General features: G+C 72.7%; 21 protein-coding genes. 9 read left to right on the top strand and 12 right to left on the bottom strand.

All coding sequences use genetic code 11. The annotated features are described in order from the left end of the window. Nucleotides 1–4: 4 nt before the first annotated feature. From ACZ6WH_RS23175 to guaA, 6 genes are all read right to left on the bottom strand, one after another. Nucleotides 5–550, bottom strand: coding sequence for a DoxX family membrane protein (locus tag ACZ6WH_RS23175; RefSeq protein WP_469730193.1), 546 nt, complete (start codon nt 548–550; stop codon nt 5–7). A gap of 163 nt (nt 551–713) precedes the next feature. After that, a complete protein-coding gene (locus ACZ6WH_RS23170) occupies nt 714–2057 on the bottom strand; it encodes a hypothetical protein (protein ID WP_469730191.1) in 1344 nt (447 codons plus the stop codon). A gap of 178 nt (nt 2058–2235) precedes the next feature. Beyond that, nucleotides 2236–3021, bottom strand: coding sequence for a class II aldolase/adducin family protein (locus ACZ6WH_RS23165; protein WP_432857991.1), 786 nt, complete (start codon nt 3019–3021; stop codon nt 2236–2238). A gap of 157 nt (nt 3022–3178) precedes the next feature. Then, a complete protein-coding gene (locus ACZ6WH_RS23160; RefSeq protein WP_469730189.1) occupies nt 3179–4066 on the bottom strand; it encodes a 2-hydroxy-3-oxopropionate reductase in 888 nt (295 codons plus the stop codon). Nucleotides 4067–4159: 93 nt separating this feature from the next. Next, nucleotides 4160–4765 carry a Uma2 family endonuclease gene (locus ACZ6WH_RS23155; protein WP_469730187.1) on the bottom strand — a complete coding sequence of 202 codons (606 nt, stop codon included), beginning with the start codon at nt 4763–4765 and terminating at the stop codon, nt 4160–4162. 206 nt (nt 4766–4971) lie between these two features. Next, entirely contained in the window at nt 4972–6555 is a 1584-nt protein-coding gene (guaA, locus tag ACZ6WH_RS23150) for a glutamine-hydrolyzing GMP synthase (RefSeq protein WP_432857987.1), read from the bottom strand. Nucleotides 6556–6819: 264 nt separating this feature from the next. Between guaA and ACZ6WH_RS23145 the strand changes: the two genes are divergently transcribed. Both ACZ6WH_RS23145 and ACZ6WH_RS23140 read left to right on the top strand, forming a co-directional pair. After that, the gene (locus ACZ6WH_RS23145) at nt 6820–7191 is read left to right on the top strand and encodes a chorismate mutase (protein WP_469730184.1); all 372 of its coding nucleotides are present in this window, start codon (nt 6820–6822) and stop codon (nt 7189–7191) included. Nucleotides 7192–7969: 778 nt separating this feature from the next. Then, nucleotides 7970–9010 (top strand): LAETG motif-containing sortase-dependent surface protein, encoded by a 1041-nt coding sequence (locus ACZ6WH_RS23140; protein WP_469730182.1) that lies wholly within the window; start codon nt 7970–7972, stop codon nt 9008–9010. Nucleotides 9011–9097: 87 nt separating this feature from the next. Here ACZ6WH_RS23140 and ACZ6WH_RS23135 read toward each other — a convergent pair whose 3' ends face one another. The 3 genes from ACZ6WH_RS23135 to ACZ6WH_RS23125 all read right to left on the bottom strand — a co-directional run bounded on the left by ACZ6WH_RS23135 (nt 9098) and on the right by ACZ6WH_RS23125 (nt 14368). Continuing rightward, nucleotides 9098–10930, bottom strand: coding sequence for a GMC oxidoreductase (locus tag ACZ6WH_RS23135; protein ID WP_469730180.1), 1833 nt, complete (start codon nt 10928–10930; stop codon nt 9098–9100). Nucleotides 10931–10971: 41 nt separating this feature from the next. Then, nucleotides 10972–12594, bottom strand: a complete 1623-nt coding sequence (locus tag ACZ6WH_RS23130; RefSeq protein WP_432857979.1) for a succinic semialdehyde dehydrogenase — start codon at nt 12592–12594, stop codon at nt 10972–10974. 139 nt (nt 12595–12733) lie between these two features. Continuing rightward, a complete protein-coding gene (locus tag ACZ6WH_RS23125; protein WP_469730178.1) occupies nt 12734–14368 on the bottom strand; it encodes a serine/threonine-protein kinase in 1635 nt (544 codons plus the stop codon). Between the two features lie 95 nt (nt 14369–14463). Here ACZ6WH_RS23125 and ACZ6WH_RS23120 point away from each other — a divergent pair, with 95 nt between their 5' ends. From ACZ6WH_RS23120 to ACZ6WH_RS23105, 4 genes are all read left to right on the top strand, one after another. Next, complete coding sequence (locus ACZ6WH_RS23120) at nt 14464–14937, top strand: hypothetical protein (protein ID WP_469730176.1); 474 nt, start codon at nt 14464–14466, stop codon at nt 14935–14937. Nucleotides 14938–15161: 224 nt separating this feature from the next. After that, a complete protein-coding gene (locus tag ACZ6WH_RS23115) occupies nt 15162–16172 on the top strand; it encodes a hypothetical protein (protein WP_469730174.1) in 1011 nt (336 codons plus the stop codon). A 257-nt stretch (nt 16173–16429) separates the two neighbouring features. After that, nucleotides 16430–17083, top strand: a complete 654-nt coding sequence (locus tag ACZ6WH_RS23110; protein WP_361559399.1) for a response regulator transcription factor — start codon at nt 16430–16432, stop codon at nt 17081–17083. Further along, nucleotides 17080–18309, top strand: coding sequence for a sensor histidine kinase (locus ACZ6WH_RS23105; protein ID WP_469730171.1), 1230 nt, complete (start codon nt 17080–17082; stop codon nt 18307–18309). The genes ACZ6WH_RS23110 and ACZ6WH_RS23105 overlap by 4 nt, the downstream gene beginning before the upstream one ends. 344 nt (nt 18310–18653) lie before the next feature. Here ACZ6WH_RS23105 and ACZ6WH_RS23100 read toward each other — a convergent pair whose 3' ends face one another. After that, nucleotides 18654–19028, bottom strand: a complete 375-nt coding sequence (locus ACZ6WH_RS23100) for an STAS domain-containing protein (RefSeq protein ID WP_361559393.1) — start codon at nt 19026–19028, stop codon at nt 18654–18656. Between the two features lie 432 nt (nt 19029–19460). Between ACZ6WH_RS23100 and ACZ6WH_RS23095 the strand changes: the two genes are divergently transcribed. Both ACZ6WH_RS23095 and ACZ6WH_RS23090 read left to right on the top strand, forming a co-directional pair. Next, a complete protein-coding gene (locus ACZ6WH_RS23095) occupies nt 19461–20084 on the top strand; it encodes a sigma-70 family RNA polymerase sigma factor (protein WP_432857970.1) in 624 nt (207 codons plus the stop codon). After that, on the top strand, nt 20081–21508 hold the full coding sequence (locus ACZ6WH_RS23090; RefSeq protein ID WP_469730168.1) for a zf-HC2 domain-containing protein: 1428 nt from the start codon (nt 20081–20083) through the stop codon (nt 21506–21508). The genes ACZ6WH_RS23095 and ACZ6WH_RS23090 overlap by 4 nt, the downstream gene beginning before the upstream one ends. Before the next feature lie 67 nt (nt 21509–21575). Here ACZ6WH_RS23090 and purU read toward each other — a convergent pair whose 3' ends face one another. After that, on the bottom strand, nt 21576–22448 hold the full coding sequence (purU, locus tag ACZ6WH_RS23085) for a formyltetrahydrofolate deformylase (protein WP_432857967.1): 873 nt from the start codon (nt 22446–22448) through the stop codon (nt 21576–21578). A gap of 97 nt (nt 22449–22545) precedes the next feature. Continuing rightward, nucleotides 22546–23058 carry an SCO4402 family protein gene (locus tag ACZ6WH_RS23080; protein ID WP_432864609.1) on the bottom strand — a complete coding sequence of 171 codons (513 nt, stop codon included), beginning with the start codon at nt 23056–23058 and terminating at the stop codon, nt 22546–22548. 121 nt (nt 23059–23179) lie between these two features. Between ACZ6WH_RS23080 and ACZ6WH_RS23075 the strand changes: the two genes are divergently transcribed. Beyond that, entirely contained in the window at nt 23180–24532 is a 1353-nt protein-coding gene (locus ACZ6WH_RS23075; RefSeq protein ID WP_469730165.1) for an ABC transporter substrate-binding protein, read from the top strand. The last annotated feature ends 100 nt before the right edge of the window (nt 24533–24632 follow it).

Below are 24632 nucleotides of genomic sequence, written 5' to 3'. Positions count from 1 at the left end.
GCCGTCAGCCGATGAGGCGGCGGCCGAAGCGGCGGCGGCGTCTCGCGTAGAGGGCGTCGACGGAGAGGTACGGCGTGCCGGCCAGCACCAGCGGCAGCCAGGCCATCAGGTACGCGAGGTCGTTCCCGAAGTAGTACGGCGTGGTGGACCAGCTGACGGTCAGCCAGAAGCTCAGCGAGATCAGCGCGCCGCCGCATGCCGCGAGCCGCCCGAGGACGCCGAGGAGCACGCCGAGGCCGACCGCCAGCTCACCCGCCGCGATGGCGTAGCCGAAGCCGGCGGGGCTGTTGAGCGCCAGGTCGACCAGGGCCGGCACCCCGGCCGACTGCCGTGCCTGGCGCATCGTCTCGCCGATGGAGCCGGTGCCGGAGGCCGCGAAGAACCCCGGCTCGGTGAGCTTGTCCAGGCCCGCGTAGACGAAGGTGACGCCGAGAAAGATCCGCAGCGGCAGCAGCGCGTACCTCCCGAGCGTGCCGCGCAGCCCGCCGGGGCCGTGCCCGCCGCTGGATCCTCCGTGGTCGATCGCGAGCGATCTGCCCGTGTGCACCATGATGTCCTCCCGCCTCTGCGCGCCGCCCGGCGCGGACGATTCTGCCCACGGGCAGGCGTTCGAAGACTGATACGGACCGGGCGTCGCAGAACGTTCAACGGAACCGGGCGAATCAGGATGCGCCCGACATCCTTACGTCACTCCTGCACGTCACACGTGCGAGTCATTCCTGGACGAACAGGGGGTAAGCGGCGGATTCGACACCGGCCGCCGTGATGACCCGCACCTCCGCACGGCCCGGCTCCACGTCGGCCGGCACCGGCACGACCAGCACGCCGTCCGACGGGTTGGCGAAGCCGCCGGGGACCGGCACCAGCGGCACATGGACGTCGACCGTGCCGATCCGGACGACCGTACGGGCCAGCCGGTGCGGCGGCTGGGCGCCCGGCGGCACGAAGCCGCTGCCGCGGATCTCGATGTCGTCGCCGGTACGGACCGGCCCGTCCAGGCCGCCGATCTCGCGGGCCCGCACGACGGAGAGCACGACCGGGCGGACGCCCTCCGCGTACTTGCCCGCCAGGTACGTCGCCGCGCTGACCGCCGCCAGCACCACCAGCCCCCACGGAAGGTCCGGGAGCCGGTCCGGTTCGGCGGCGAGACGGACCGCGGTGAAGACCACGGCGACCGCGTTGAGCAGCACGTACTGCGCGTCCGCGAAGCTGCCGCGGCCCGCGTCGTCGGTCAGCAGGTCCCCGGTGCGCGGATACTCCGCGGGGATCTTCTGCTGCCGCCCGGCACGGATGCGGACGGACACCAGCCGGGCCGCGGCGACCGCGGCGGCACAGGCGATCGCCACCACGGTCAGCAGCCCGGCACCGCGCGCGAGACCGAGCCCCGCCAGCAGCCGGTGGCGCTCGGCGGCGTCCGGGGCCAGCGCCAGCCGGGCCGCGAACATCAGGACGACTCCCACGGCCGGCAGCAGCCAGGCCGTGGCGACCGTACGGGAGGTGGACAGCCGGCCGTCCTCGCCGGTGACGGGCGCGAGGAGGCCGCCGTGGCCGCGGTGCCGCAGGACGAGGACGGTGAGCAGCGCGGCCAGGACGACGGCCGCCGCCAGCCCCGCCGTACGGGAGTCCGTCCAGCCCGCGCCGATCGCGGTGAGCGCCTGCCCGAGGAGCAGGGCCCCGACCGCGCCCCACAGGACGAAGGGAGTGCGGCGCCGGACCGCTTCGCGGCGGGCGCGGCCCTCGGCGGCGGCACGGTCGGCGACGGCCCGTGCGGACTGGGCGAGTTCGTCGGAGATCCACTGGCGCGCCGCGCCCGCGGAGTGCGCCAGGCCGGCCGGTACGCCGCGGCCGGCGGCGAAGTCCTCGCGCAGCGCGAGGAACGCGGCGACCGCCTGCCGGTGGCCCGTACGGGCGCCGCTGGGGCAGTCCCCGCAGTCGCACTCCGCACGGGTGCCCGCCGCGTCCGCTGCCGTGCCCGCTCCCGTGGCCGGGGCCGTCCGGCCGCGCCCGTCCGCCGTGGCCAGCTCGTGCTGCCCGGCCCGCCGCCCCGCCGCGTCCACCGACACTTTCCGTACCGCCCGCTACCCGTAGTCGCCGTCCACCGCTTCCGGTTGGCAGCGTGGGCTGCGCATTGTGCCGAGCGGGACGGGCCCGGCGCCAGCCGCGCTGTTCCGGAGGGTGCGGACGGCCTTCGGGCGGCGCCCCGCGGAGCCGCCGGAGGCCGTCCGCCGCGCGCGCTCAGCCGAACAGGTCCGGCTCCTCGCGGCTGATCTGCTGGAACAGCGGCTGGTAGTTGATCCACGCCACCAGGTCGCTGCCGAGCTGCTCCCGGGTGCGCAGCGCGCTGGCATGCTCGATGTGTACGGGCTTGCCCGCCGCCTTCGCCGTCAGCTGCACCTGGCAGGACCGTTCCATCGTGAGGAACCACCAGGCCGCGGCGTCCACGGAGTCGCCGACCGTCAGCAGCCCGTGGTTGCGCAGGATCACCGCCTTGTGCGGCCCGAGCGCGGCCGCGATCCGCCGCCCCTCCGCCTCGTCCACGACCACACCCGTGTACTCGTCGAAGAGCGCGTGGTCCTCGTAGAACGCGCAGACGTCCTGCGTGATCGGCTCCAGCAGCTCGCCGAGCGAGGCCAGCGCGCGGCCGTACGTGGAGTGGCTGTGCGCCACGGCGACCACGTCCGGACGGGCGGCGTGGATCTGCGCGTGGATGGCGAAGGCCGCCTGGTTGACGTGGTGGCGGCCCTCGACGACCTGCCCCTGGCTGTTGACGAGGAGCAGGTCGCTGACGGTGGCGTGCCGGAAGGACATCCCGAAGGGATTCACCCAGAAGCAGTCGCCGAACTCCGGGTCCCTGGCGGTGAAATGACCCGACACGCCCTCCTCGAAGCCGTACCGCCCGAAGAGCCGCAGCGCCGCGGCGAGCCGCTCCTTGCGGTACCGGCGCTCCTCCTCGACGGTCGGGTACGTCGGGGGCATCGCGAACTGCAGCTGTTCGGTGGGTATCGGCGTCGGTTCGGGCATTCCGGCTCTCCCTCGTGTGTGACTCGCACGGGAAGCTACGCCGGGGTAGGTGAAGAGGCCAGACATGAAGCGGGCGGTTGCAGTGGAAATGCTGTGAACTCCCCCTGCAGACCCGGGGCGGGACCCCGCCGGGAAGCAGGGGCCGCCCCTCCTCCCCTTACTCGCTCTCCCCCTCGCCGCTGAGCAGGCGGATGCCGCGCAGCAGTGCCGAGTGGTCCAGCTCGCCGTCGCCGCGGGCCACGGCGGAGGAGATGAGCTGGGCGGCGGTGGCGCCGACGGGCAGCGGCGCGCCGACCGCGCGGGCGGCGTCCGTGACGATGCCCATGTCCTTGTGGTGCAGCGCGAGCTTGAAGCCGGGGCGGTAGTCGCCCTCAAGGAAGTTGGTCATTTTGCGGGTGAGAACGGCCGAACCGGCGAGGCCGCCGTTCAGCACCTCCAGCGCCGCGGGCAGGTCCACGCCGGACTTCTCCAGGAAGCCGACGGCCTCGGCGCAGGCCTGGAGGTTGACGGCGACGATCAGCTGGTTGGCGGCCTTCACGGTCTGGCCGGCGCCGTGCGGGCCACAGTGCACGACGGTCTTGCCCATCGCCTCGAACACGGGGCGGGCCGCCTCGAAGTCGGCCCGCTCGCCACCGACCATGATCGAGAGCACCCCCTCGACGGCGCCGGCCTCGCCGCCGGACACGGGCGCGTCCAGCACCCGCACGCCGCGCTCCTTGGCCCGCGCGGCCAGGTCGATCGAGGTCTGCGGGGTGATCGACGACATGTCGATCAGCAGCGCGCCGTCCGCGGCGTTCGCCAGGATGCCGTCGTCCCCGTACGCGACCTCCTCGACCTGCGGCGACGCGGGCACCATCGTGATGACCACGTCGGCACCCCGGACGGCCTCGGCGATGCTCGCCGCCTCCGTGCCCCCGGCCTCGACGAGCGCGTCCGCCTTGCCCGGGCTGCGATTCCACCCGCGCACGGCGTGCCCGGCCTTCGCCAGGTTGACCGCCATCGGGCTGCCCATGATCCCGAGTCCGATGAAACCGATGGTGCTCATGCCGTACGCCCCACTCTTCCGCATCGCGGATGTATGTTCCGTAGTACGGAATCAATTTTCCGCGGCAGGGAGTGGGGCGTCAACAGGCGTCCGTCAGCCGGGCCTGTTGTAGATCGCCGTCAGGTCGATGTCGATGGGAAAGGGGGTCGCCAGCTTGAGGCGGTTGTGATGGATGCCGGACAACGCATACACCTTGGTCGCAGGGTCGAGCTCATAGACGTAGACGACCGGGAGGCCGTCGTTCTTCTCGACACGCCAGAAATGCGCCACTCCGGCCCGCGCGTATTTGTGCGGTTTGACCTCACGGTCGCGCTCCCGGGAGTCCGCCGAGACCACCTCGACCGCCAGGACGACGTTCTCCGGCGCGTACCAGGTCTGATCGGCGTCGTCCGTCACCCCTTCCTCGCGGTAGACCACGACGTCGGGCTCCGGTCGGTTCTTGTCGTCCAGCTTGATCGTCATTTCCCGGTCGACGTCCAGGCCGTCCGGCAACTGCGCCAGCAGGGCGTTCTCCAGCAAGCGCATGGTGCGCGAGTGGAACCGGGTCTGCGGACTCATGAAAACGAGGCTCCCGTCGATCAGCTCCGTGTGCGGAGGGAGATTCGGAAGCCGGTCGAGATCGTCCGCGGTCCAGCCGCCCTCGGGCGGGCGGGGCCACTCGTACTGGTCGTCCAGCCCGTACTCGCGTGCGGCGCTCATGGTTGCTCCCATGCGACGGAGTCTCGTCTGTGCAGCCAGAGTACTCAGCGCGAACGCCGAAGCCGCCACTCATACGTATGAACGACGGCCAGAGACCGTCGATCTCCGCGAGGTCGATGTCGATGTCGGGCCGCGGGGGAGAAACGGCGAGGCCGCCACTCGTACGCGTGAGTGACGGCCTCGGCACCGGCGGGGGACCTGTCAGGTCACTCCCACTCGATCGTGCCCGGGGGCTTGCTCGTGACGTCGAGGACCACTCGGTTGACGTCCTTGACCTCGTTGGTGATGCGGGTGGAGATACGGCCCAGCACGTCGTACGGCATGCGGGTCCAGTCCGCCGTCATGGCGTCCTCGGAGGAGACCGGGCGCAGCACGATCGGGTGGCCGTAGGTGCGGCCGTCGCCCTGGACGCCGACCGAGCGGACGTCGGCCAGGAGCACGACCGGGCACTGCCAGATCTCGCGGTCCAGGCCGGCCGCGGTCAGCTCCTCGCGGGCGATGGCGTCGGCCTCGCGGAGCAGGTTCAGGCGCTCCTCGGTGACCTCGCCGACGATGCGGATGCCGAGGCCGGGGCCGGGGAACGGCTGGCGCTGGACGATCTCGTCGGGCAGGCCCAGCTCGGAGCCGACCATCCGGACCTCGTCCTTGAACAGCTGGCGGAGCGGCTCGATGAGCTGGAACTCCAGGTCCTCGGGGAGGCCGCCCACGTTGTGGTGGGACTTGATGTTGGCCGTGCCCGTGCCGCCGCCGGACTCGACGATGTCCGGGTACAGCGTGCCCTGGACCAGGAACTCGACCGGCTCGCCCGGGGTGGCCTCGGCGACGATCTCCGCCTGGGCCTGCTCGAAGACGCGGATGAACTCGCGGCCGATGATCTTCCGCTTCTGCTCGGGGTCGGAGACCCCGGCGAGGGCGTTCAGGAAGCGCTCCGAGGCGTCGACGACCTTGAGCTGGACGCCGGTGGCCGCGACGAAGTCCTTCTCGACCTGCTCGGTCTCGCCCTTGCGCATCAGGCCGTGGTCGACGTACACGCAGGTCAGCTGGTCCCCGATGGCCTTCTGGACCAGGGCCGCCGCGACCGCGGAGTCCACACCGCCGGACAGGCCGCAGATCGCCCGCTTGGTGCCGACCTGCGCGCGGATCGCGGAGACCTGCTCCTCGATGATGTTGCCCATCGTCCAGTTGGGCTCGATGCCCGCGCCGCGGTAGAGGAAGTGCTCCAGTACCTGCTGGCCGTGCGTGGAGTGCATCACCTCGGGGTGGTACTGCACGCCGTACAGCTTCTTCTCGTCGTTCTCGAACGCGGCGACCGGGACGACGTCCGTGGAGGCCGTGACGGTGAAGCCCTCGGGAGCGGCGGAGCAGGCGTCGCCGTGCGACATCCACACCTGCTGCTCGGTGGGCGTGCCCTCGAAGAGGGTGGACGCGGCCTTGGAGACGGCCAGCTGCGTGCGGCCGTACTCACGGGCGCCGGTGTTGTCCACCGTGCCGCCGAGCTTGGTGGCCATCAGCTGGAAGCCGTAGCACATACCGAAGACCGGGACACCGGCCTCGAAAAGGGCGCGGTCGATGCTCGGGGCACCTTCCGCGTAGACCGACGACGGACCGCCGGAGAGGATGATCGCCGCGGGGTTCTTCGCGAGCATCTCCTCGACCGGCATGGTCGAGGGCACGATCTCGCTGTAGATGCGCGCCTCACGGACACGGCGTGCGATGAGCTGGGCGTACTGCGCGCCGAAGTCGACAACGAGGACGACATCCGGGGCGGCGGCGGGGGGCGCTGCTGACACTTCGGCGGCCTTCCGGCGGTGGTGGAGCGATGGGGTTGGACTTTCGATTCTAACGGGCACATACTGAGCCCCATGTTCACGCAGCTGACCTTCGTCTTTACCTATGGCACCGGCCCGTCCGGCTGCCATGGTCGCGCTGCATGAACCGCTGATACAGCGACAAGCGACTTCCCAGGCGCCCCGGGCCGTACAGGCCCGGGGCGCTGGTGTTTTCCCGTCCGGGCGGTATGGATCCCGGGGGCCACGAAACCCCAGGAGACGGACATGAGCAGCAGCACCCGGGCGACGGCAGTGAGCGCGACCGTGACCGAGACCACGGCGGCGGTGCCCGCCCCGGCCGGCGCGGCGACGGTGGCGGGGCCCCGTCCCGAGACCGGTGCGCGGACCGACGAGGCCGCGGCGCTGATCGGCGACGCACGCCGCCGGATCGACGATCTCGACGGCCGGATCATCGGCCTCGTACAGGAACGGATGGCCGTGTCGGCGGTCATCCAGAAAGAGCGGATCGCCTCCGGCGGGCGCCGGGTGAACCTGTCCCGCGAGATGGAGGTCCTGGAGCACTTCCGGGAGCAGCTGGGCCGGCCCGGCACCGCGCTCGCCATGACGCTGCTGGAGCTCTGCCGCGGGCGCATCTGAGGACGCCGCCGGGCCTCCGCTGCGGGCGCATCTGAGTTCGGGCGGCGTCTCACCCGTACGGACCGTGACCGGGCGGCGCGAGGCTTCGTTGTTCCCGGTGCCACGTCAGCCAGGCGCGGCCTGCAGGACTACGCGTAGACGCCGCCCGTGGGCGGGAACGCCGGAGCGATGAGACGCCGGCCGCCGCTGAAGCGGCCGGCGCCGTGGGACCTCGCTGCGGTGCTGTGGCCGGTCGGCAGGGGACAGCAGCCCGGTCACATCCGATGGGGCGGTCGGCCCCGGGGACGCCTGGGGCCGACCGCATCCGGTCGAAACGGTTGCGCCGGATGAGGCGTATCCAGCACGATGCATGAAGAGCCAAGTACCTCGCACCGAGGTGGCTTCCGGCACTGCCATTGGTCTACACCAGCGGAACGTATCGTTCCTGCAGGCGACCTGCGGTATCGGAAACCTGGCACGACCCAGAGCCGCACAGGCGCTTCCCCCCAGCGCCTTCCGCCGGCGCCGCCGCTGCCCTGACGCCGGCGCCGGGCAGCAAGGGCCCCGCGGTCGCCCGCACCCCCCTCGCGGACGGCACCTCGGGGCCCTTCGCTCTGCCGTCTCCCCACCCCCACCGCGCCTTGTCGCAAATATGCGCGATCTTGCGTGCAACCTTTTCGGTATACGGCTGGTCATGTACGTGTAAACGCACGGCCATACCGCGCCCCACCGCGACGGCCCGCTACCGCTTTCGTGCCGCCCCCCTCGGCACTCCGGACCCCGAAGAGGTCTAGACACGATGAAGCTTCGCCGTGCACTGACGGCTGCCGCAGCGACGGCCGTCATCGCTCCTGCCGCGCTGCTGGCTGCGCCCGCGGCGTTCGCGACGGACGACACCCCCGGCCCCTCGCAGTCCGCCGGGGCGCCGACGGAGCCGGGCGACGGGAACAGCTCGACCGACCCGACGACCGAGCCGCCCACCACCCCGGCGCCCACGGACTCCGCCGACCCGACGGAGGAGCCCACGGAGGAGCCCACCGCTCCCCCGACGGCCGCCCCGACCGAGGAGCCCACGGAGCCCACCGAGGACCCGACCGACAAGCCGACCGACAAGCCGACCGCTCCGCCGACGGCCACCCCGACCGAGGAGCCCACCGAGGACCCGGTCTGCGAGGAGGAGTCGGACGAGGCGGCCATCACCACCACGCTGCGCGGCCTGCCCAGCAAGGTCGTGGCCGGTTCGGGCTGGCACGGCTTCACGTTCCGCGCCTCGAACACCTCCGACAAGGCGATGAAGTCCGTCGACGCGTACGTCATGCTGTCGGCCATCGACAAGGGCGACTTCGACGACGTCACGAGCCTGCTGACGGTGCAGTGGTACGACGAGGGCGCCGGTGCCTGGGAGAACGTCGACGACTACGGCTACTTCGCCTCCCTCGCCGACCTCGCCCCCGGTGAGTACGCCGACGCCAAGCTGCGGCTGAAGGTCGACGCGAAGACGCCGGGCAGCTACGGCTTCGCCTTCGCGGTCGGCGCGTACCACGACGAGCACGACGTCTGCGGTTACTCCGAGGGGTCGGAGTACGAGTTCGACGTCCTGGTCGCGGGCAGCAACCCCGGCTCGGTGCCGCCGGCGACCGGCAAGCCGAGTGACCGCAAGCCCGGCAAGCCCGCTCCGCAGGGCGGTCTGAAGGAGCTGCCGGTCACCGGCAGGCTCGCCGAGACCGGTTCGTCCTCGGCGCTGCCGATGATCGCGGCGGTCGCCGGGGTCACGATGGCCGTGGGCGCGGGGGCGGTCTTCGTCGTCCGCCGCCGCAAGACGGACGGTGTCGCGGCGTAACACCCGCTGAGCAGCGAGGGCCGCACCTGGACTGCCCGGGTGCGGCCCCTCGTCGTACACGTCGGAGATCTCCTCGATCTCCCCCGGCTACCGCTGGGAGGTGCCCCCGGACGGGCCGGCCTTTGGCACCGTCGGTACCGCCAGGAACGGCAGTTTCAGGGCCGCGAAGGCCTTCTCCGGTACGGCCGGGTGGTGGGGCGCGACCGCGGAGAGGCGTACGTACGGGCTGCCGGGGGCCGGGCGCCGGTCGGCCTCGCCCTTGTTCGGCCAGAAGGACATCGCGCGTTCGGCCTGCGCTGTGATGGTCAGGGACGGGTTGACGCCGAGGTTGGCGGAGACCGCCGAGCCGTCGACGACGGAGATGCCGGGGTGGCCGTGGAGCCGGTGGTACGGGTCGATGACGCCGTGGTCCGCGTCCTCGCCGATCGGGCAGCCGCCGAGGAAGTGGGCGGTCAGCGGGGTGCCCATCAGCTCGCCGACATTGCTGCCGGCGAAGCCGTTGATCTCCTCGGCGATCAGGGTGGCGGCCTCGGCGGCGGCCGGGATCTGCGCCGGGTTGGGCGCGCCGTGGCCCTGGCGGGCGGTGAGCAGGCCCTTCCCGATGCCGCCCGGCTTGCGGTACGTGGTCAGGGAGTTGTCCAGGGACTGCATGACCAGGCCGATGATGGTGCGCTCGGACCAGCGGCGGTTGGAGAGCGAGCGGGCCATGAGCACCGGGTGGCGCACGGTTCTGCCGAGCCAGCCGAGGACGCGGGCCGCTGCGCCGTCCCGTACGGGCACCTGGAGGACGGAGAGGCCGCCCATCGCGTTGGAGCCCTTGCCGTAACGGACCGGTTCGATGTGGGTGTTGGCGTCCGGGTGGATGGAGGACGTGATCGCGACACCGCGGGTGAAGTCGACCTTCTGCTCGCCGGTCTTCTTCTTGTAGCGGCGGTTGTCGGTCAGCGCGCCGACCAGCGCCTCGGAGTTGGTGCGGGTCAGCTCGCCCAGCTTGGGCGAGAGGCGCGGCAGCAGACCGGTGTCCTTCATCCGGTGCAGCAGGGTCTGGGTGCCGTACGTGCCGGCGGCGAGCACGACCCGGCGCGCGGTGAAGGTGCGGCCCTTGCCCTTGCGCTTGTCGTCGGTGGGGAGGGTCTTGACCGCGAAGCCGCCGCGCGAGTCCTCGGTGACGGCGACGACGGAGGTCATCGGGTGGATGACCGCGCCGGCCTGCTCGGCGAGGTAGAGGTAGTTCTCGGTGAGGGTGTTCTTCGCGCCGTGCCGGCAGCCGGTCATGCACTCGCCGCATTCGGAGCACGCCTTGCGGGCCGGGCCCGCGCCGCCGAAGTAGGGGTCGGGCGCCTCGCCGCCGGGGGCCGCCTTCGTCGTGCCGTCGGCGTCCTTGCCGTCGCCGAAGAAGACGCCGACGGGGGCGAGGTGGAAGGTGTCGCCGACGCCCATCCGCTCGGCGGCGGCCTTGAGGTGGACGTCGGAGGGGGTCACGGTCGGGTTCAGCCGTACGCCGAGCATCCGCTGGGCCTGGTCGTAGTACGGCTTGAGCTCGTCCTGCCAGTCGGTGATGTGGCCCCACTGCTGGTCGTCGAAGAACTGCTTCGGGGGGACGTAGAGGGTGTTGGCGTAGTTGAGCGAGCCGCCGCCCACTCCGGCGCCTGCCAGGACCATGACATTCCCGAGCAGGTGGACGCGCTGGATTCCGTAGCAGCCCAGGGCCGGGGCCCAGAGGTAGTTGCGGATGTCCCAGGAGTTCTTGGGCAGCGTCTCGCGGGTGAAGCGGCGGCCGGCCTCCAGGACGCCGACGCGGTAGCCCTTCTCGGTGAGGCGGAGGGCGGTGACGGAGCCGCCGAAGCCGCTTCCCACGACGAGGACGTCGTAGTCGTGGGCCGGCTGCTCCTGGTTCCGGGCAGAGTTCTCCCCTGACATCGGCGCTCCTTGAAAGTGTGCGGGTCGGGGCTGGGGGGCGGTCAGCGGAGCCGGATGGCCTTCATGGCCTTGAGGCTGAGCGACATGAACGCGGCGTACTTCTCGTCGTCCATGCCGAACGACGGGGCGAGCGGCATGATCCGCTGGTGGGCGACGGTCTGGGCCTCGGTGTACTTGAGGATGCCCTCGGAGCCGTGGCGGCGGCCGAGGCCGGAGTCGCCCATGCCGCCCATCGGGGACTGGACGCTTCCGTAGCCCGCCGCGTAGGACTCGTTGACGTTCGCGGTGCCGCTGTTCAGCTCGGCGGCGACCTTGCGGCCGCGCCGGCCGTCCTTGGTCCAGACGCTGGAGTTCAGGCCGTAGGGCGTGGAGTTGGCGAGGGCTATCGCCTCCTCCTCGTCGCGGAAGCGGTAGAGGGAGACCACCGGGCCGAAGGTCTCCTCGTTGCAGACGGCCATCGGGGCCTGGACACCGTCCAGGACGGTGGGCTCGTAGAAGAGCGGGCCGATGTCGGGGCGGGCCTTGCCGCCGGTGAGCAGCTTGGCGCCCTTGGCGACGGCCTCCTCGACGTGCCGGGTGACGGTCTCCAGCTGGCGCTCGCCGACCAGCGAGCCCATGTCGGCGCCGTACGCAAGGGCGTTGCCCAGGCGCATGGCCTTCACCCGGGCCACGAAACGCTCGGCGAACTCGTCGGCTATCGACTCGTGGACGTACAGCCGCTCGATGGAGATGCACAGCTGGCCCGCGGAGGAGAAGCAGCCGCGGACGGCGCCGGCGGCGGCCTTGTCGATGTCGGCGTCGTGCAGCACCAGCATGGCGTTCTTGCCGCCCAGTTCGAGGGAGCAGCCGACCAGCCGGGCCGCGGCGCCCTGCGCGACCTCGCGGCCCGTGCGGGTGGAGCCGGTGAAGGAGACGTAGTCGGCGTGCTTGACCACCTCGGGGCCGACGACCGGGCCGTCACCGAGGACGACCTGCCAGACCTCCGGCGGCAGGCCCGCCTCGATCAGCTGCTCGCGCGCCCAGAGGGCGGTCAGCGCGGTCTCGGTGTCGGGCTTCATCACGACCGCGTTGCCCGCGACGAAGGCGGGGAGCGCGTCGCCGACGGACAGCTCGAAGGGGTAGTTCCAGGGCGCTATCTGGCCCACCACGCCCTTGGGCTTGCGGAGTTCGGTGACCTTGGTGAGGGTCGGCACGACGCCGGTGTGGCCCTTGGGCTTGAGGTACGCGGGGGCCTTGCGGCCGTAGTGGCGGGCGGCGACCGCGACCGCCTGGACCTCTTCGTGGGCGTGCAGCCGGGCCTTGCCGGTCTCCAGCTGGATGAGGTCCAGCACCTCGGCCTGGCGCTGGAGCACCAGGTCGTGGAAGCGGAGCAGGATCGCGGCGCGCTTGCGTACCGGGGTGGCCGCCCACTGGCGCTGGGCCACGCGGGCCCGCTCGAAGGCGTCCGCGACGTCCTCGGGGGTGGACTCGGGCAGCTCGGCGAGGACGTCGCCGGTGAACGGCGTGTGGTTCGCCGTCCGGCCGCTGCCGACCACGCCGCGGGTCAGGCGGGCGACCAGGTCCTTGGTGACCACATCGGCGGCGGTGCGGGTGCCCGCCGCTGCGGAGGCGACCGGGTTGCCGTCGGCGGGGGCGGTCTGTGCGGTGTCCAGCGAGTCCGTCATGGCGCCGAGCGTATGCCTCCGGGAACACTTTGTGTACCCGCCGGTAATGGGTTTTCACCGGGCGGCCACAATTGCGCCAGTGTTCGCTGGCCAGAACGCCGGTGTCCTGGGGATTCCTCCGCGCACGAAGGGCGGCGGGTCAGCCGGTGGCCGGGTCGCGCAGCACCTCGAAGGTGTCCAGCGCGGTGTCGAAGTGTCGTTTCGCCGCTGCCCGGTCACCGAGCGGCGCGGAGATCCACACGTCGTACATCCGGCCGCCCTGCGTCCAGCTGAGGTCGTACGTGCGGCGCGGGCCGCCGTCCCCCTCGCCGCCGTCCCAGGTGAACTCCCACAGCGCCGCCCGGTACCCCTGGTGGGTGGTGGCCGTGACCCGGCCGTCGCGGTACCCCCGGTAGTTCTGCGGACCCTTGACGTGCGCCTCCCGCATCGTGCCGAGCGGCCCGCCCGGCTGCGGCGGCTGGACATGGATGCCCAGCCGGAACCGCTTCCCGGCGGAGTAGTAGTACACCCGCGGCTTCTCGTAGGAGCGCGTGAAGCCGTCCGGCACGGCGAGCGCGAAGCCCTGCGGATCGCGGACGACGCCGTACCCGCGCGGCGCGGTCGCCCCCGGGCCCGGGTTCCCCGACGCCGTCGGCGCCGGCGTACGCGCCCCGTCACCGTCCGTCCCCTTCAGCACCAGTACGGCGGCACCGGCGCCCGCACCGGCCAGCACCAGCGCGGCCGTCACGGCGAGCAGCACCGTACGGGTACGCCCGGTGTGCGGCCGGGCGGCGGCGGCCAGCGCCCGGCCGTCCAGCGCGTCCCGGAGCGGCGCCGACGGCCCCCGGGCGGGCGTGGGCGGCAGCGGCGCCTGCTCCTCGGGCAGGGCGTCGGCGCCCGGCTCCGGCATCCGGCCGGTCTGGAGATAGCCGCGCAGCAGCCGCTCGGTGCCCGCGACGGTCAGCCGGCGCTCCGGATCGCGCTCCAGCAGCCCGCTGACGACCGCGTGCAGCGGCCGGGCCGCCTCGGGGATACGGATCTCGTCGGACAGCACGGCGTGCAGCACACCGCCCAGGGAATCGCGGTGGAAGGGCGTCCGGCCGCCGCTGAGGACCGTGCACAGCAGCACCCCCAGCGACCACAGGTCGCCCTCCGGGCCGGTACCGCGGCCCGCCATCCGCTCGGGCGCGGTGTACTCCGGCGAACCGACGAACGTCCCCGTCTCGGTCAGCGTCGACCCGCCCGCCACCTGAGCGATGCCGAAGTCGGTGAGGACCACCCGGCCGGTACCCGCCTCCAGCAGCACGTTGGCGGGCTTGATGTCGCGGTGCAGGACCCCGCGGGCGTGCGCCACGCGCAACGCGCCCAGCAGCGCGACGCCGATCCGTGCGGCCTCCCTGGGGGCCAGCGGGCCGCCCGTCGCCAGCCGGTCGGCCAGCGAACCGCCGTCCACCAGCTCCATCACGATCCACGGCCGGTCGTCCTGGGTCACCACGTCGTGCACGACGATCACGTTCGGATGCTTGATCTGCGCCACCGTACGGGCCTCGCGCAGCATCCGCTCACGCAGCACCGACACGTCCGCGGAACCGCCCAGCCCGTCGGTGCCGAGGGTGCCGAAGGTGGTGCTGCTGCCGCCCTGGTCGTCGTCGAGGTTCAGCTCCTTCACCGCGACCTGCCGGCCCAGCAGTTCGTCGGCGGCCCGCCAGACCGTGCCCATCCCGCCGCGGCCGAGCCGGCCCTCCAGCCGGTAGCGGCCGGCGATCAGGCGGCCGTGTCCCCCGAAGCTCCCCATGAAGGCCATCTTGCCCCACCGTTCGCGAAGCGGAAGAAGGTACCGACCGCTCCGCACCCTGTCGCGAACGGGGACCGAGGTGATCAACTGGCCATATGGAGGCAGTAGTCACGAGCGTGGTCGCGGTGGTCGGCACGCTGCTCGGCGCCGGCACCACCCACCTCTTCCAGCGCCGCGAGACCGAGCGCAGCCACGCCCTCGCACGCGAGGAGAAGTTGCGGCAGGAACGCATCGACGCGTACTGCGCCTACGCGGGGGCCCTGCTGGAGTACCGCAGAGTGCTGGTCCACCGGTGGTTCGTCCTGCACGACGGCGACGAACTGTGCGGCGAGGACACCCCCGAGCTGCGCGAGGAACAGTACAAGGCGCGGCGCGCCGCACAGGAGACGATGTTCCGGGCCCAGATGGTCAGCGGCGACGCCGACGTGGTCGAGCAGGCCGAGCGGCTGATGGCGGGCGTCACGGAGCTGCACTCCGTCGAGACCCGCCAGTCGCTCACCGCACTGCGCACCCGCACCCGCCAGGAGATCCGCGACTTCGTCTCGGCGGTCGCGGGACGGGTGCGCTGAGAACGCGGGGCGGGTGGGCCAAGACCGGGGGCCGGTGGGCCGGACGGTGCGCGACACGGCCCGAGGAGAACACCGGGGCCGCCGGCACACAGGGGTGGAACCTCCGCGCACACACGCGCCGTCCTTGAACAATGACAGTGCACGGCGGGCGCACCGCACGACGGGCGCCCGCGGGCGAGAACGCGGCGTACGGCCCGGTGTGCGCGGCGGATCGGGGGTCGGTCATGGCGATGCAGGACGGCGGGCTGCTCGACGTACGGCCGGGCGCCGCATCCGGCCGGGCCGCGCCCGAGCACAGCGGCGCCTACCTCGCGGCCGGGCTGGCCCTGACGCTGTACGCGGGCGCGCTGCTCGCCTGGGTGGTGACCGGCGCGGTCGACGCCCGGGTGGGCCCCCTGGACTTCGCCGAGGGCCTCTTCAACCCGCTGGCGGGGCCGGTGGGCGCGCTGGGCCCGCAGGAATGGGCGCTCGCGGTGGCACTCGCCGCGGTGGCCGGTGCCGCGCTCGCGCAGCGCACCGTCGCCCGCCCGGCCGCCGTACTGCTGGCCTGCCTCGTCCTGGCCCGCTCGCTGCGCGAGGGCATCGGCCTGCTGCACCCCGGATACCGCTCCGCCTACCGCTTCGAGGCAATGGGCGGCTGGACGCTGGCCACCCACGTACTGGGCCTGCTCGCCGGGATCGTCGTGCTCTGCGCCCTGCTGCCCGCGCGCCCCGACGCGGGCCCCGGCCGGGCCCCCGGCTCCTGGTGGCCGGGGCGGGTATCCCGGATCTGCGGGGCGCTGTTCCTGCTGGCCGGACTGGTACAGACGGCCTGGCTGGTGCGGCTGCTCGCCGACGGCACGAAAGGCGCGGGGTCCTACCTGGCGAGCGCCGTGGACGCGGCCGTGAGCCCGTCGGCCGTGGCGCCGTCCGCCGGGGCCGCGTTCGCCACGCTGACCGCCGTCGCGGGCTGGCTGGTGACCGGCCGGCTCGCCCTGCGGGGGCGGCGGGACGTCCGCGGCGCACTGCTGGTCTTCGCCGCGCTCCAGCTCTACCTCGTGGTGCGGACCGTGGTCGGCTACACCGTCACCGGGGCCTTCGGCACCGGGACGCGGACGGTCGAAGGGACGCTGGACCTCGCCACCACCGCGTACTTACTGGCCGCGATGACCTCGGTAGTGGTACTCACCACGGGGCGGGCGTTCAGCCCCGGCCACGGCAGCACGCACTCCTGGGCGCACACCCGCCCGGAGTGAGCACGGACCCCGAAGGGGACGTTCGGTACCGAACGCACCGATGGCGGCCGTCGCGTGTGGGGGTCGCGGCGGCCGCCGGTGTGAGCTGCACCGCGTGACCGGCTCGTGGCCTCCTCAGTGGTGCAGCATGAGGAGCACTCTGCCCGCGGGTGCCGTCCCGCGGCATCCTCCGCAGGTCGCGTGCGGACCCCCGCCCAACGGCGGGGGTGCGGGCCCGCCGCGCGGAGTCGGTACGGCACGACAGGAAGGGGCGACCGGTGATCCGTGTCGCTGTGGTGGACGACGAGCGGCTGGTCCGGTCCGGGCTGCGGATGATCCTGGGCACGGCGCCGGACGTGGAGATGGTCGCCGACTGCGGCGGCGCCACGGCCGTCGAGACGGTACGGCGCAGCGGTGCCGAGGTCGTACTGCTCGACATCCGGATGCCGGACGTCGACGGTCTCACCGTACTCCGCGGCCTGCGGGCCGCGGCCGAGCCCCCCGCCATCGCCATGCTCACGACCTTCGACGCGCAGGAGTACCTGACGGCCGCGCTGCGCGAGGGCGCGTCCGGCTTCCTGCTGAAGGACTCCGACCCCGAGCAGCTGATCCGCGCCGTGCGCACTCTCGCGGCGGGCGGCAGCGTGCTGGACCCGGGCGTCACCCGGGCCGTCATCGGCGGGTACCTCACCGCCGAGACCCAGGCGGCCGCGGCGGACGCCGTACGCGCCCTCACCCCGCGCGAGTCGGAGGTGCTGGCGCTGCTCGGCGAGGGCCTGGGCAACGCGCAGATAGCCGCCCGGATCGGCCTCGCGCCCAGCACGGTCAAGGATCACGTCAGCGCGCTGCTCGGCAAACTGGGCGGCATCAACCGGGTACAGGCCGCGATCGTCGCGGACCGCGCGGGCCTGGTCACGGGAGGCCCGAGATGACACCGGCCGGTACGGTCACGGAGCCGGCCCCGGCGGCGGAAGCGGGGGACATACCGGCGGCAGGACGGCGCGGCATCCGCGCGGGCCGGTGGCGGCAGCACGCCGTCCTCGTCGTCCCCACCCTGCTCGGCATCGCCGACTCCTTCCTCGTCAACGACGTCGACCAGCCGCTGGAACTGGGCGTCTCACTGCTGGCCGCGCTGGCCCTGCTGCTGCGCCGCCGACTGCCCCTCACGGTCTTCCTGGCGACCATGCCCGGCCTCTACATCGGCTACATCTGGTTCGCGCCGATGATCGCCCTGTACACGGTCGCCGCGCTGCGGCCGGGCCGCTTCCGGCTCGGGGCCTGCGCGTTCCTGCTGATCGCCGCGCACTTCTTCCCGTACCCGATCGCGGACTGGGAGCCGACCGCGTACCGGGAGAACACCCTCGTCCTGATCGACGCCTCGGTGACCTCGGCCGGGCCGATCGGGCTGGGTCTGCTGGTACGCACCCGGCGCGAACTGGCGGCCCGCGTCGCCGATCTCACCCGCAGCCTGGAACGGGAGGACCGGCTGATCGCGGACCGGGTACTGGCCACGGAGCGGGCGCGGCTGGCGCGCGAGATGCACGACGTGGTGGCCCACCAGGTCAGCCTGATCAGCCTCCAGGCGGGGGCGCTCCAGGTCGCGTCGGAGGACGCCGGGGCGCGGGAGGGCGCGCGGACGATCCGGCAGCTGTCGGTACGGACGCTGGAGGAGCTGCGGCACATGGTCGGCATCCTGCGGGCCGCGGGCGGCAGACCACCGGAGGAGCAGGACGGCGCGGCGCAGCCGGCGCCGGCGCCCCAGCCGGACCTGGCCGAACTGCCGCGGCTGATCGAGATGTCGGCGCTGGACGTGACGTACGAGAACGGCGTGGACGGGGACGCGCCGACGGACCGCACCGTGGAGCGGGCGGCGTTCCGCACCGTGCAGGAGGCGCTGACGAACGTCCGCAAACACGCGCCGGGCGCCCGGGTACGGGTACGGGTCGCGCAGCCGCGCGCGGAGGATGCGGGACTGCTGGTGGAGGTCCGGAACGGCCCGCCGGACGCGGGCGCGGACGCCCCGCAGCTCCCCGGCGGCGGCCACGGCCTGGTGGGCCTCCGCGAACGCGCCCAGAGCCTCGGCGGCACCCTGGAAGCCCGCCCGACCCCGGACGGCGGCTTCGTCGTACGCGCGGAGTTCCCCCCACGGGCGGCTTGAGGGGGGGGCGGTGAGGCTGCCGGGGCTTGGGGGAGGCGGTGAGGCTGCGGGGGCTTGGGGGGGGCGGTGAGGCTGCCGGGGTTTGAGGGGGGGCGGCGAGGCTGCGGGGGGGCTGTTGGTGCCCGGGGGGTGTCAGACCCTCCCGCTACTGTGTTGAGAAGGGGACCTCGTGCTCCCCCATGGGGAAAGAAAGCGGGGGAAACGGTACGGCGGTACAGGCGTCCAGCGGTCCGGCGGGGAGTGCCGGGGCGAGCGGAAGTCAAAGGCGCGATACGGCGGAAAAGCCGCAGTTCGGTGGCGGGGCAGGCGGAGAGCGGGGCCGACCCGGCGGGGAGAGGAGACGCTCAGGCGGAGAGCGGGGCCGCGGTTTCGTCGACGGCGGTGGTCACGTCGGGGTACACCTCGAAGAGGCGGCGCACGCCGAGCGCCGCGAGCACACGGTTCACGTGCGAGCCGTCGACCGCGCCCTGAGCGGGCAGGATCAGCCGCAGCCGGCCCTGGCAGGAGCGCATCAGGCGGCGCGCGGCGATCAGTACGCCGACGCCGCTGGAGTCGCAGAACTGCACTCCGGACAGGTCCAGCACGACGCTGCGGCGCCCCTCCGCGACCGCGTCGTGCACATGCTGGCGCACCGAGGGGGACGTGACCAGATCCATTTCGCCGGACACCCGCAGGACCGCCCAGGGGCCCTGCTCGTCCTCTGCCACCTTCAACGTCACGCGCTCGAAGCCTTTCGCTCGCTCTCGGACCGGACGCCTCTCCGGAGCCATCCGGAACGCACCCTTCCCCGCATCGGCTGCCCGGACCCGCTCCCCTGAAACTCGTGGGAATTCCTCGCGCAACAGGCCGCCACGACCCAGGCTATGCCCTGGATCACCGGCTTTCCTCCCCGCATCCGGTCACACACGAATAACGTGCGGGCAAAAAAGGGCATGAACGATCTGTATCAGTCGTCTTTCGCCAGGAACTTCAATCAGAAAGTGACGGGACCTATACCATCCGCAGTCGCCGCACGGCTCGTTTTGCCGTAAAGGAAGGTGCGCCGGCGGACCGGAGCACTACATTCGATGGCACGGCGCACACACGACGGACTCTGTGACGATGAACTTCTGTGACGGTGGGCACAGCGGCGACGGGGAAGGGGGCCGTGGATGGTGAACGAAGCGCCGCCGCGCTGGGACAGGCGGATGCAGCAGCGGCTCGCCCGCGGCGAAGCAGCCGCGCTGGGCGAGCTGTACGACCGTTTCGCTTCGCTCGTGCACAGCCTCGCGCAGCGCGTCCTGGAGGACGAGGACGCCGCCGACCGGATCACCCGCGAGGTCTTCGGCTACATATGGGAGAACCCCGACGCGTACGACCCCAAGCAGGGTTCGCTGCGGTCGTGGGTCGCCACCCTCACCCACCGCCAGGCCGTGCACCGGCTGCGCCAGACCGAGGCCGCCTCCGCGCTGGGCTGTGGCGCCGACGCACCGGAACCGGCCGAGATCGAGCAGAAGATCAACGCCGCCTCCACCGCGGCCCGCGCCGACTACATCGTCACCTCCATGCCGGCCCCGCTCCGCGCCGCGCTGGAACTGGCCTACTTCCAGCGCCGCGACTACCGCCAGACCGCCGCCGACCTGGGTGTCACCGAGGACGAAGCGCGCCGTCGGCTCCGGCTCGGCCTGCAGCTCCTCGCCACCGCGCACAACCACCAGGCGGGGCCGACCGCGCCGGGCCACCCGGGCTCCCCGCCGCCGGCACCGCCCGGCTCCGGATACGGGCGGGCGCTGTGAACGGCCCCGAGGACTGGGACCGTTTCGGCCCGCAGGGCCCCGAAGGCACGGGCCGTCCCTGCCCCGGCAACGGCGAGCGCCCGCGCATACCGGCCCCGCGACGCCCCGCCGAGGACCAGGGCCCGCTGCCGGACGTCCACGTGCCGGAGTCGGCCCCCGAGCCGGACCCGCCGGCGGAACAGGAGCGGAAGCGGGCGCAGGAGCGGGAGCAGGGGCAGGAGCGGGACACCTCCGACGACAGCGGCGCCGAGCACGCCGCCACGCAGAAGGACGGGACCACGGACCAGGACCCGGCCGGCACCGACCGGCCCGAGCCGCCGCACGCGGTGCTCAAGTCGCTGCTGGGCGCCTGGGCGCTGGCCGCCTGCTCGGCCGAGGAGACCGCAGCCGTCGAGGCGCACCTCACGGACTGCGCCACGTGCGCCGATGAAGCGCTGCGGCTGCGGGACGCGGTCGGCCTGCTGCACCCGGCCGACAGCCTGGATCTGGACCCGCTGCTGCGCAGCCGGGTCCTGGAGGGCTGCCTGGGCCGCCGTCCGGCGCGTATCCCGGTGCCCGAGTGGGCGGGCCCGTACGACGCGGAGGCGGCCAAGCTGGACGCGTTGCTGCGGGACATGGGCGAGGCGGAGTGGCGGGCCCCGGTCCGGCTGCGGTGGTTCGAGAACGACCGGGCGGCCGGCCGGACCACGACCGTCGCGGGCGTCATCGGGCATCTGATGTCCGTGGACGGCCTGGTGGCCAACGCCCTCGGCCTCACCGACCCGCTGGGCGCCGAGGTCCCGGAGGACGCCCCCACCGACCCGACGGAGCGCACGCTCGCGTACTGGCGTACGTCGGTGCACGAGGAGTCCCCGCTCGCCACCCGCGAGCCGTGGCGCGAGCAGACCCACGCCCTGATACGGACGGTGGCGTTCGCGGGCCGCGGGGTGGCCGAACTTGCCGTTCCGTACGGCGACTTCCGGCTGCCGCTGCGCGACTCCATGCTGGAGCGGGCCTTCGAGTGCTGGGTGCACGCCGGGGACATCGCCGACGCCGTGGACTATCCGTACGAGGCCCCGGCGGCCGACCACATGCACGGCATGGTCGACCTGGCGGCCCGGCTGCTGCCGTCGGCGCTGGCCGTACGGCGCCGCTCCGGGCTGGCCACGCCGCCCCGGCGGCTGGTCGAGGCGGGCACGCCGGGGCGCACGCTGCACCTCGAGGTGGAGGGCAGCGGCGGCGGCCACTGGTACATCTCGCTGGACTCGCCGGGCGCGCTCGGTACGCCGGACCACACCGTGGCGCACATCGCCCTGGACAGCGTGGAGTTCTGCCAGCTGGCCGCTGGGCACGTGTCGCCCGAGGACGCGGCGGCGGGCCAGCACGGCGAGCGGGACGCCATCCGCGACGTCCTCTTCGCGACGGCTTCGCTCTCGCGCCTCTGACGGCTTCGCTCTCGCGCCGCTGACCGTCCGTACGGTCAGCGGCGCGAGCGGCGGTACGTCGAAACGTTCAGGCGAAGACGACCGTACGGCTGCCGTTGAGCAGCACGCGGCGCTCGCTGTGCCACTTCACGGCGCGGGCCAGCGCCTGGCACTCCACGTCGCGGCCGACGGCGACGAGCTGCTCCGGGGTGACGTCGTGGCCGACCCGGGCGACCTCCTGCTCGATGATCGGGCCCTCGTCGAGGTCGGCGGTGACGTAGTGCGCGGTGGCGCCGATCAGCTTCACGCCGCGGGCGTGTGCCTGGTGGTACGGCTTCGCGCCCTTGAAGCTCGGCAGGAAGGAGTGGTGGATGTTGATGATCCGGCCCGACAGCGCCTTGCAGAGGTCGTCGGAGAGGACCTGCATGTACCGGGCCAGTACGACCAGCTCGACCTGCTCGGCGCGGACCAGCTCCAGCAGCTGGGCCTCGGCCTGCGCCTTGGTGTCCTTCGTCACCGGGATGTGGTGGAAGGGGATGTCGTAGGAGGCGACCAGCTCGGCGAAGTCGGTGTGGTTGGAGACCACGGCCGCGATCTCCACCGGCAGCGCGCCGATGCGGGAGCGGAAGAGCAGGTCGTTCAGGCAGTGGCCGAACTTGGACACCATGAGGACGACGCGCATCTTGTCGTCGCCCCGGTGGATCTGCCAGTCCATCTGGAAGGAGTCGCCGACCGCGGCGAAGCTGGCGCGCAGCTTCTCCAGCGTGACGGCGGTCTCGGCACGGAAGTGGACCCGCATGAAGAAGAGTCCGGTGTCCCGGTCCCCGAACTGCTGGCTGTCCACGATGTTGCACCCGGTCATGAAGAGGTAGCTGGACACCGCGTGCACGATGCCCTGCTTGTCCGGGCAGGACAGCGTCAGGACGTACTGATCGGAGAGGGCGGGCTTCGACTGGCTCATGAGGAGAAAGGGTCGCACATTCCGGCCCTGCGCACACCGTCCGCTCCCCTGTCGGCTGCCCGGAGGGCGCCGCCCGCCGGGCCTCACGTGGCCCGGCTCACTCCTGCGGTTCCAGGCCCCTGGTGACGATGGCCAGCACTTCGAGGGAGCGTGGCGGCACGTCCGGGTCCTCGCCGTCGGCGGTGGCCATGCGGACGTGGGCGTCGCGCGCGGCCCGTACGGCCTCGGGCCAGCCGTGGTGCTCCAGGTAGTCGCCGGCCGGGGCGTCCGCGCCGACCTGGTGCAGGATGCGCAGCACCCGGAGCACGGCGACGTCGACCAGCGCGGCTTCCTGGGAGTCCCGGAATATCGTGCCGACGTACTTCTCCGCGGACCAGTTGTCCAGCCAGGTGTCCTCCACCAGCCGGTACACGGCGTCGGTCACATCGCCGTATCCGGGCAGGCCGGCCACCCAGGTGTCCTGCTGGAAGGCGGGGTCGGAAAGCATGTGCAGCGCCGAGCGCACATTGGCGCGCCAGCGCCACCAGGGCATGTCGTTGAGCGGCATGGCGCCCATGGTGGTCGAGCGGCGGCCGCGACGGGAAGACTTCTCCGAACCTTGCACAACAATCGATCGTACGTTCTCGGCCAGGACGCGGTGGCCGGGCCTCCCCCGCTGTTCACCTTCAGGTCACTTTCCGTTACCCGAGCAGCACTCAGGTGTTCTGTCCTGGCCGGAAAAGTGCGGGCACATGACCGGACGGCGTCGTTCCTTCCCCCGTTTCTGCCACCGCGCCACCGCGATCCGCTCAGCGGTGGCGGGTACGGCGGTCCTGGCGTCCCTGCTGACCGGCTGCGGTTCGCTCCCCGGCGCCTCGGGCGACGCCGCCGGTGCCGGGGACGGGTCCACGATCACCGTCATGACCTGGGCGCCCTCGGGCACCAAGGGCACGAACATGGCCGGGATGCCCGCCATGGCCGAGGCGTACGCGCGCTGGGTCAACTCCAAGGGCGGCATCGCCGGCCACCGGCTGCGGGTGCTCACCTGCAACGAACGCAACGATTCGGTCGCCGCGGCGCGCTGTGCCCAGAAGGCCGTCTCCGCCCACGCCGTCGCCGTCGTCGGTTCCTACAGCCGCCAGGGCCGGTCCTTCATGGGCCCGCTGGAGGCCGCGAACATCCCGTACATCGGCGGGTACGGCGTCTCCGGCGAGGAGTTCGACAGCCCGCTGTCCTACCCGGTCAACGGCGGCCAGGCGGCCCTGCTGGCGGGCAACGGGCGGCAGCTCGCCGGCGAGTGCGAGCGGGTCTCGCTGGTCCGTCCCGACACCATCCAGGGCGACCAGATGCCGCCGCTCCTCAACGCCGGCCTGGCCACCGGCGGCCGTACGGCGGCCCACGACGTCCGGGCCCCCGAGAACGCCACCGACTACACCGAGGCGGCCCAGCAGTCGATGGACGAGGTCGGCGCCGACCCGGCCTTCTACGGGACGGCGGAGTTCGGGGCCAAGGCCAAGGGCGCCTGCGTCACCGCCACCCTCGGCGAGCACACCGACACCTTCTTCGACTCCTTCCGGCGCCTCCAGGAGGACAAGCCGAAGGTCCAGATGGCGTCCGTGCTCGGCAGCGTGAACCAGACCCTGGTGGACCGTACGGGCGGCAAGTCCAGCCCGCTGGAGGGCGCGCTGGTCACCGGCTGGTACCCGGACGCGCGCGACCGGCGCTGGGACCCCATGCGCGACGTGATCACCGAGCACGCCTTCGACGACAACCGCATCGACCCGGCGGACGCCGGCGTGCAGACCACGTGGATCGCCTACACCGTGCTGCGCGCGACGGTCGAGCAGGTCGCCGAGGAGGGCGGGGACGTCACCGCGCGCTCCCTCCAGCAGGCACTGGACAACGGGGACCGGGCGGTCGACACCGGCGGCCTCACCCCGAAGCTGCGCTGGCGCTACGACGACATGCTCGCCGTGCAGTCCTTCCCCCGGATCGTGAACGCGATGGTGACGTACCAGGTCGTACGGGACGGCCGGCTGGTCACCACGCACTCCGGCTTCGTGAACCTCACCAGGACGCTGGAGAAGCCGCGCAAGGACGCGTGAGGTGCGGCCCCGGCACCGGGCCGCACCGGGAGGCCCGGAGGGCGCCGAGGCCGGTCCTCGGCGCTGCTCCGGGCGGCGGTGCCTCAGAGCCGCCCGGACG

The sequence above is a fragment of the Streptomyces sp. NPDC050806 genome, assembly GCF_055586425.1.
The sequence above is the reverse complement of the archived record's forward strand: the minus strand, read 5'-3'. Positions and strand labels throughout refer to the sequence as shown.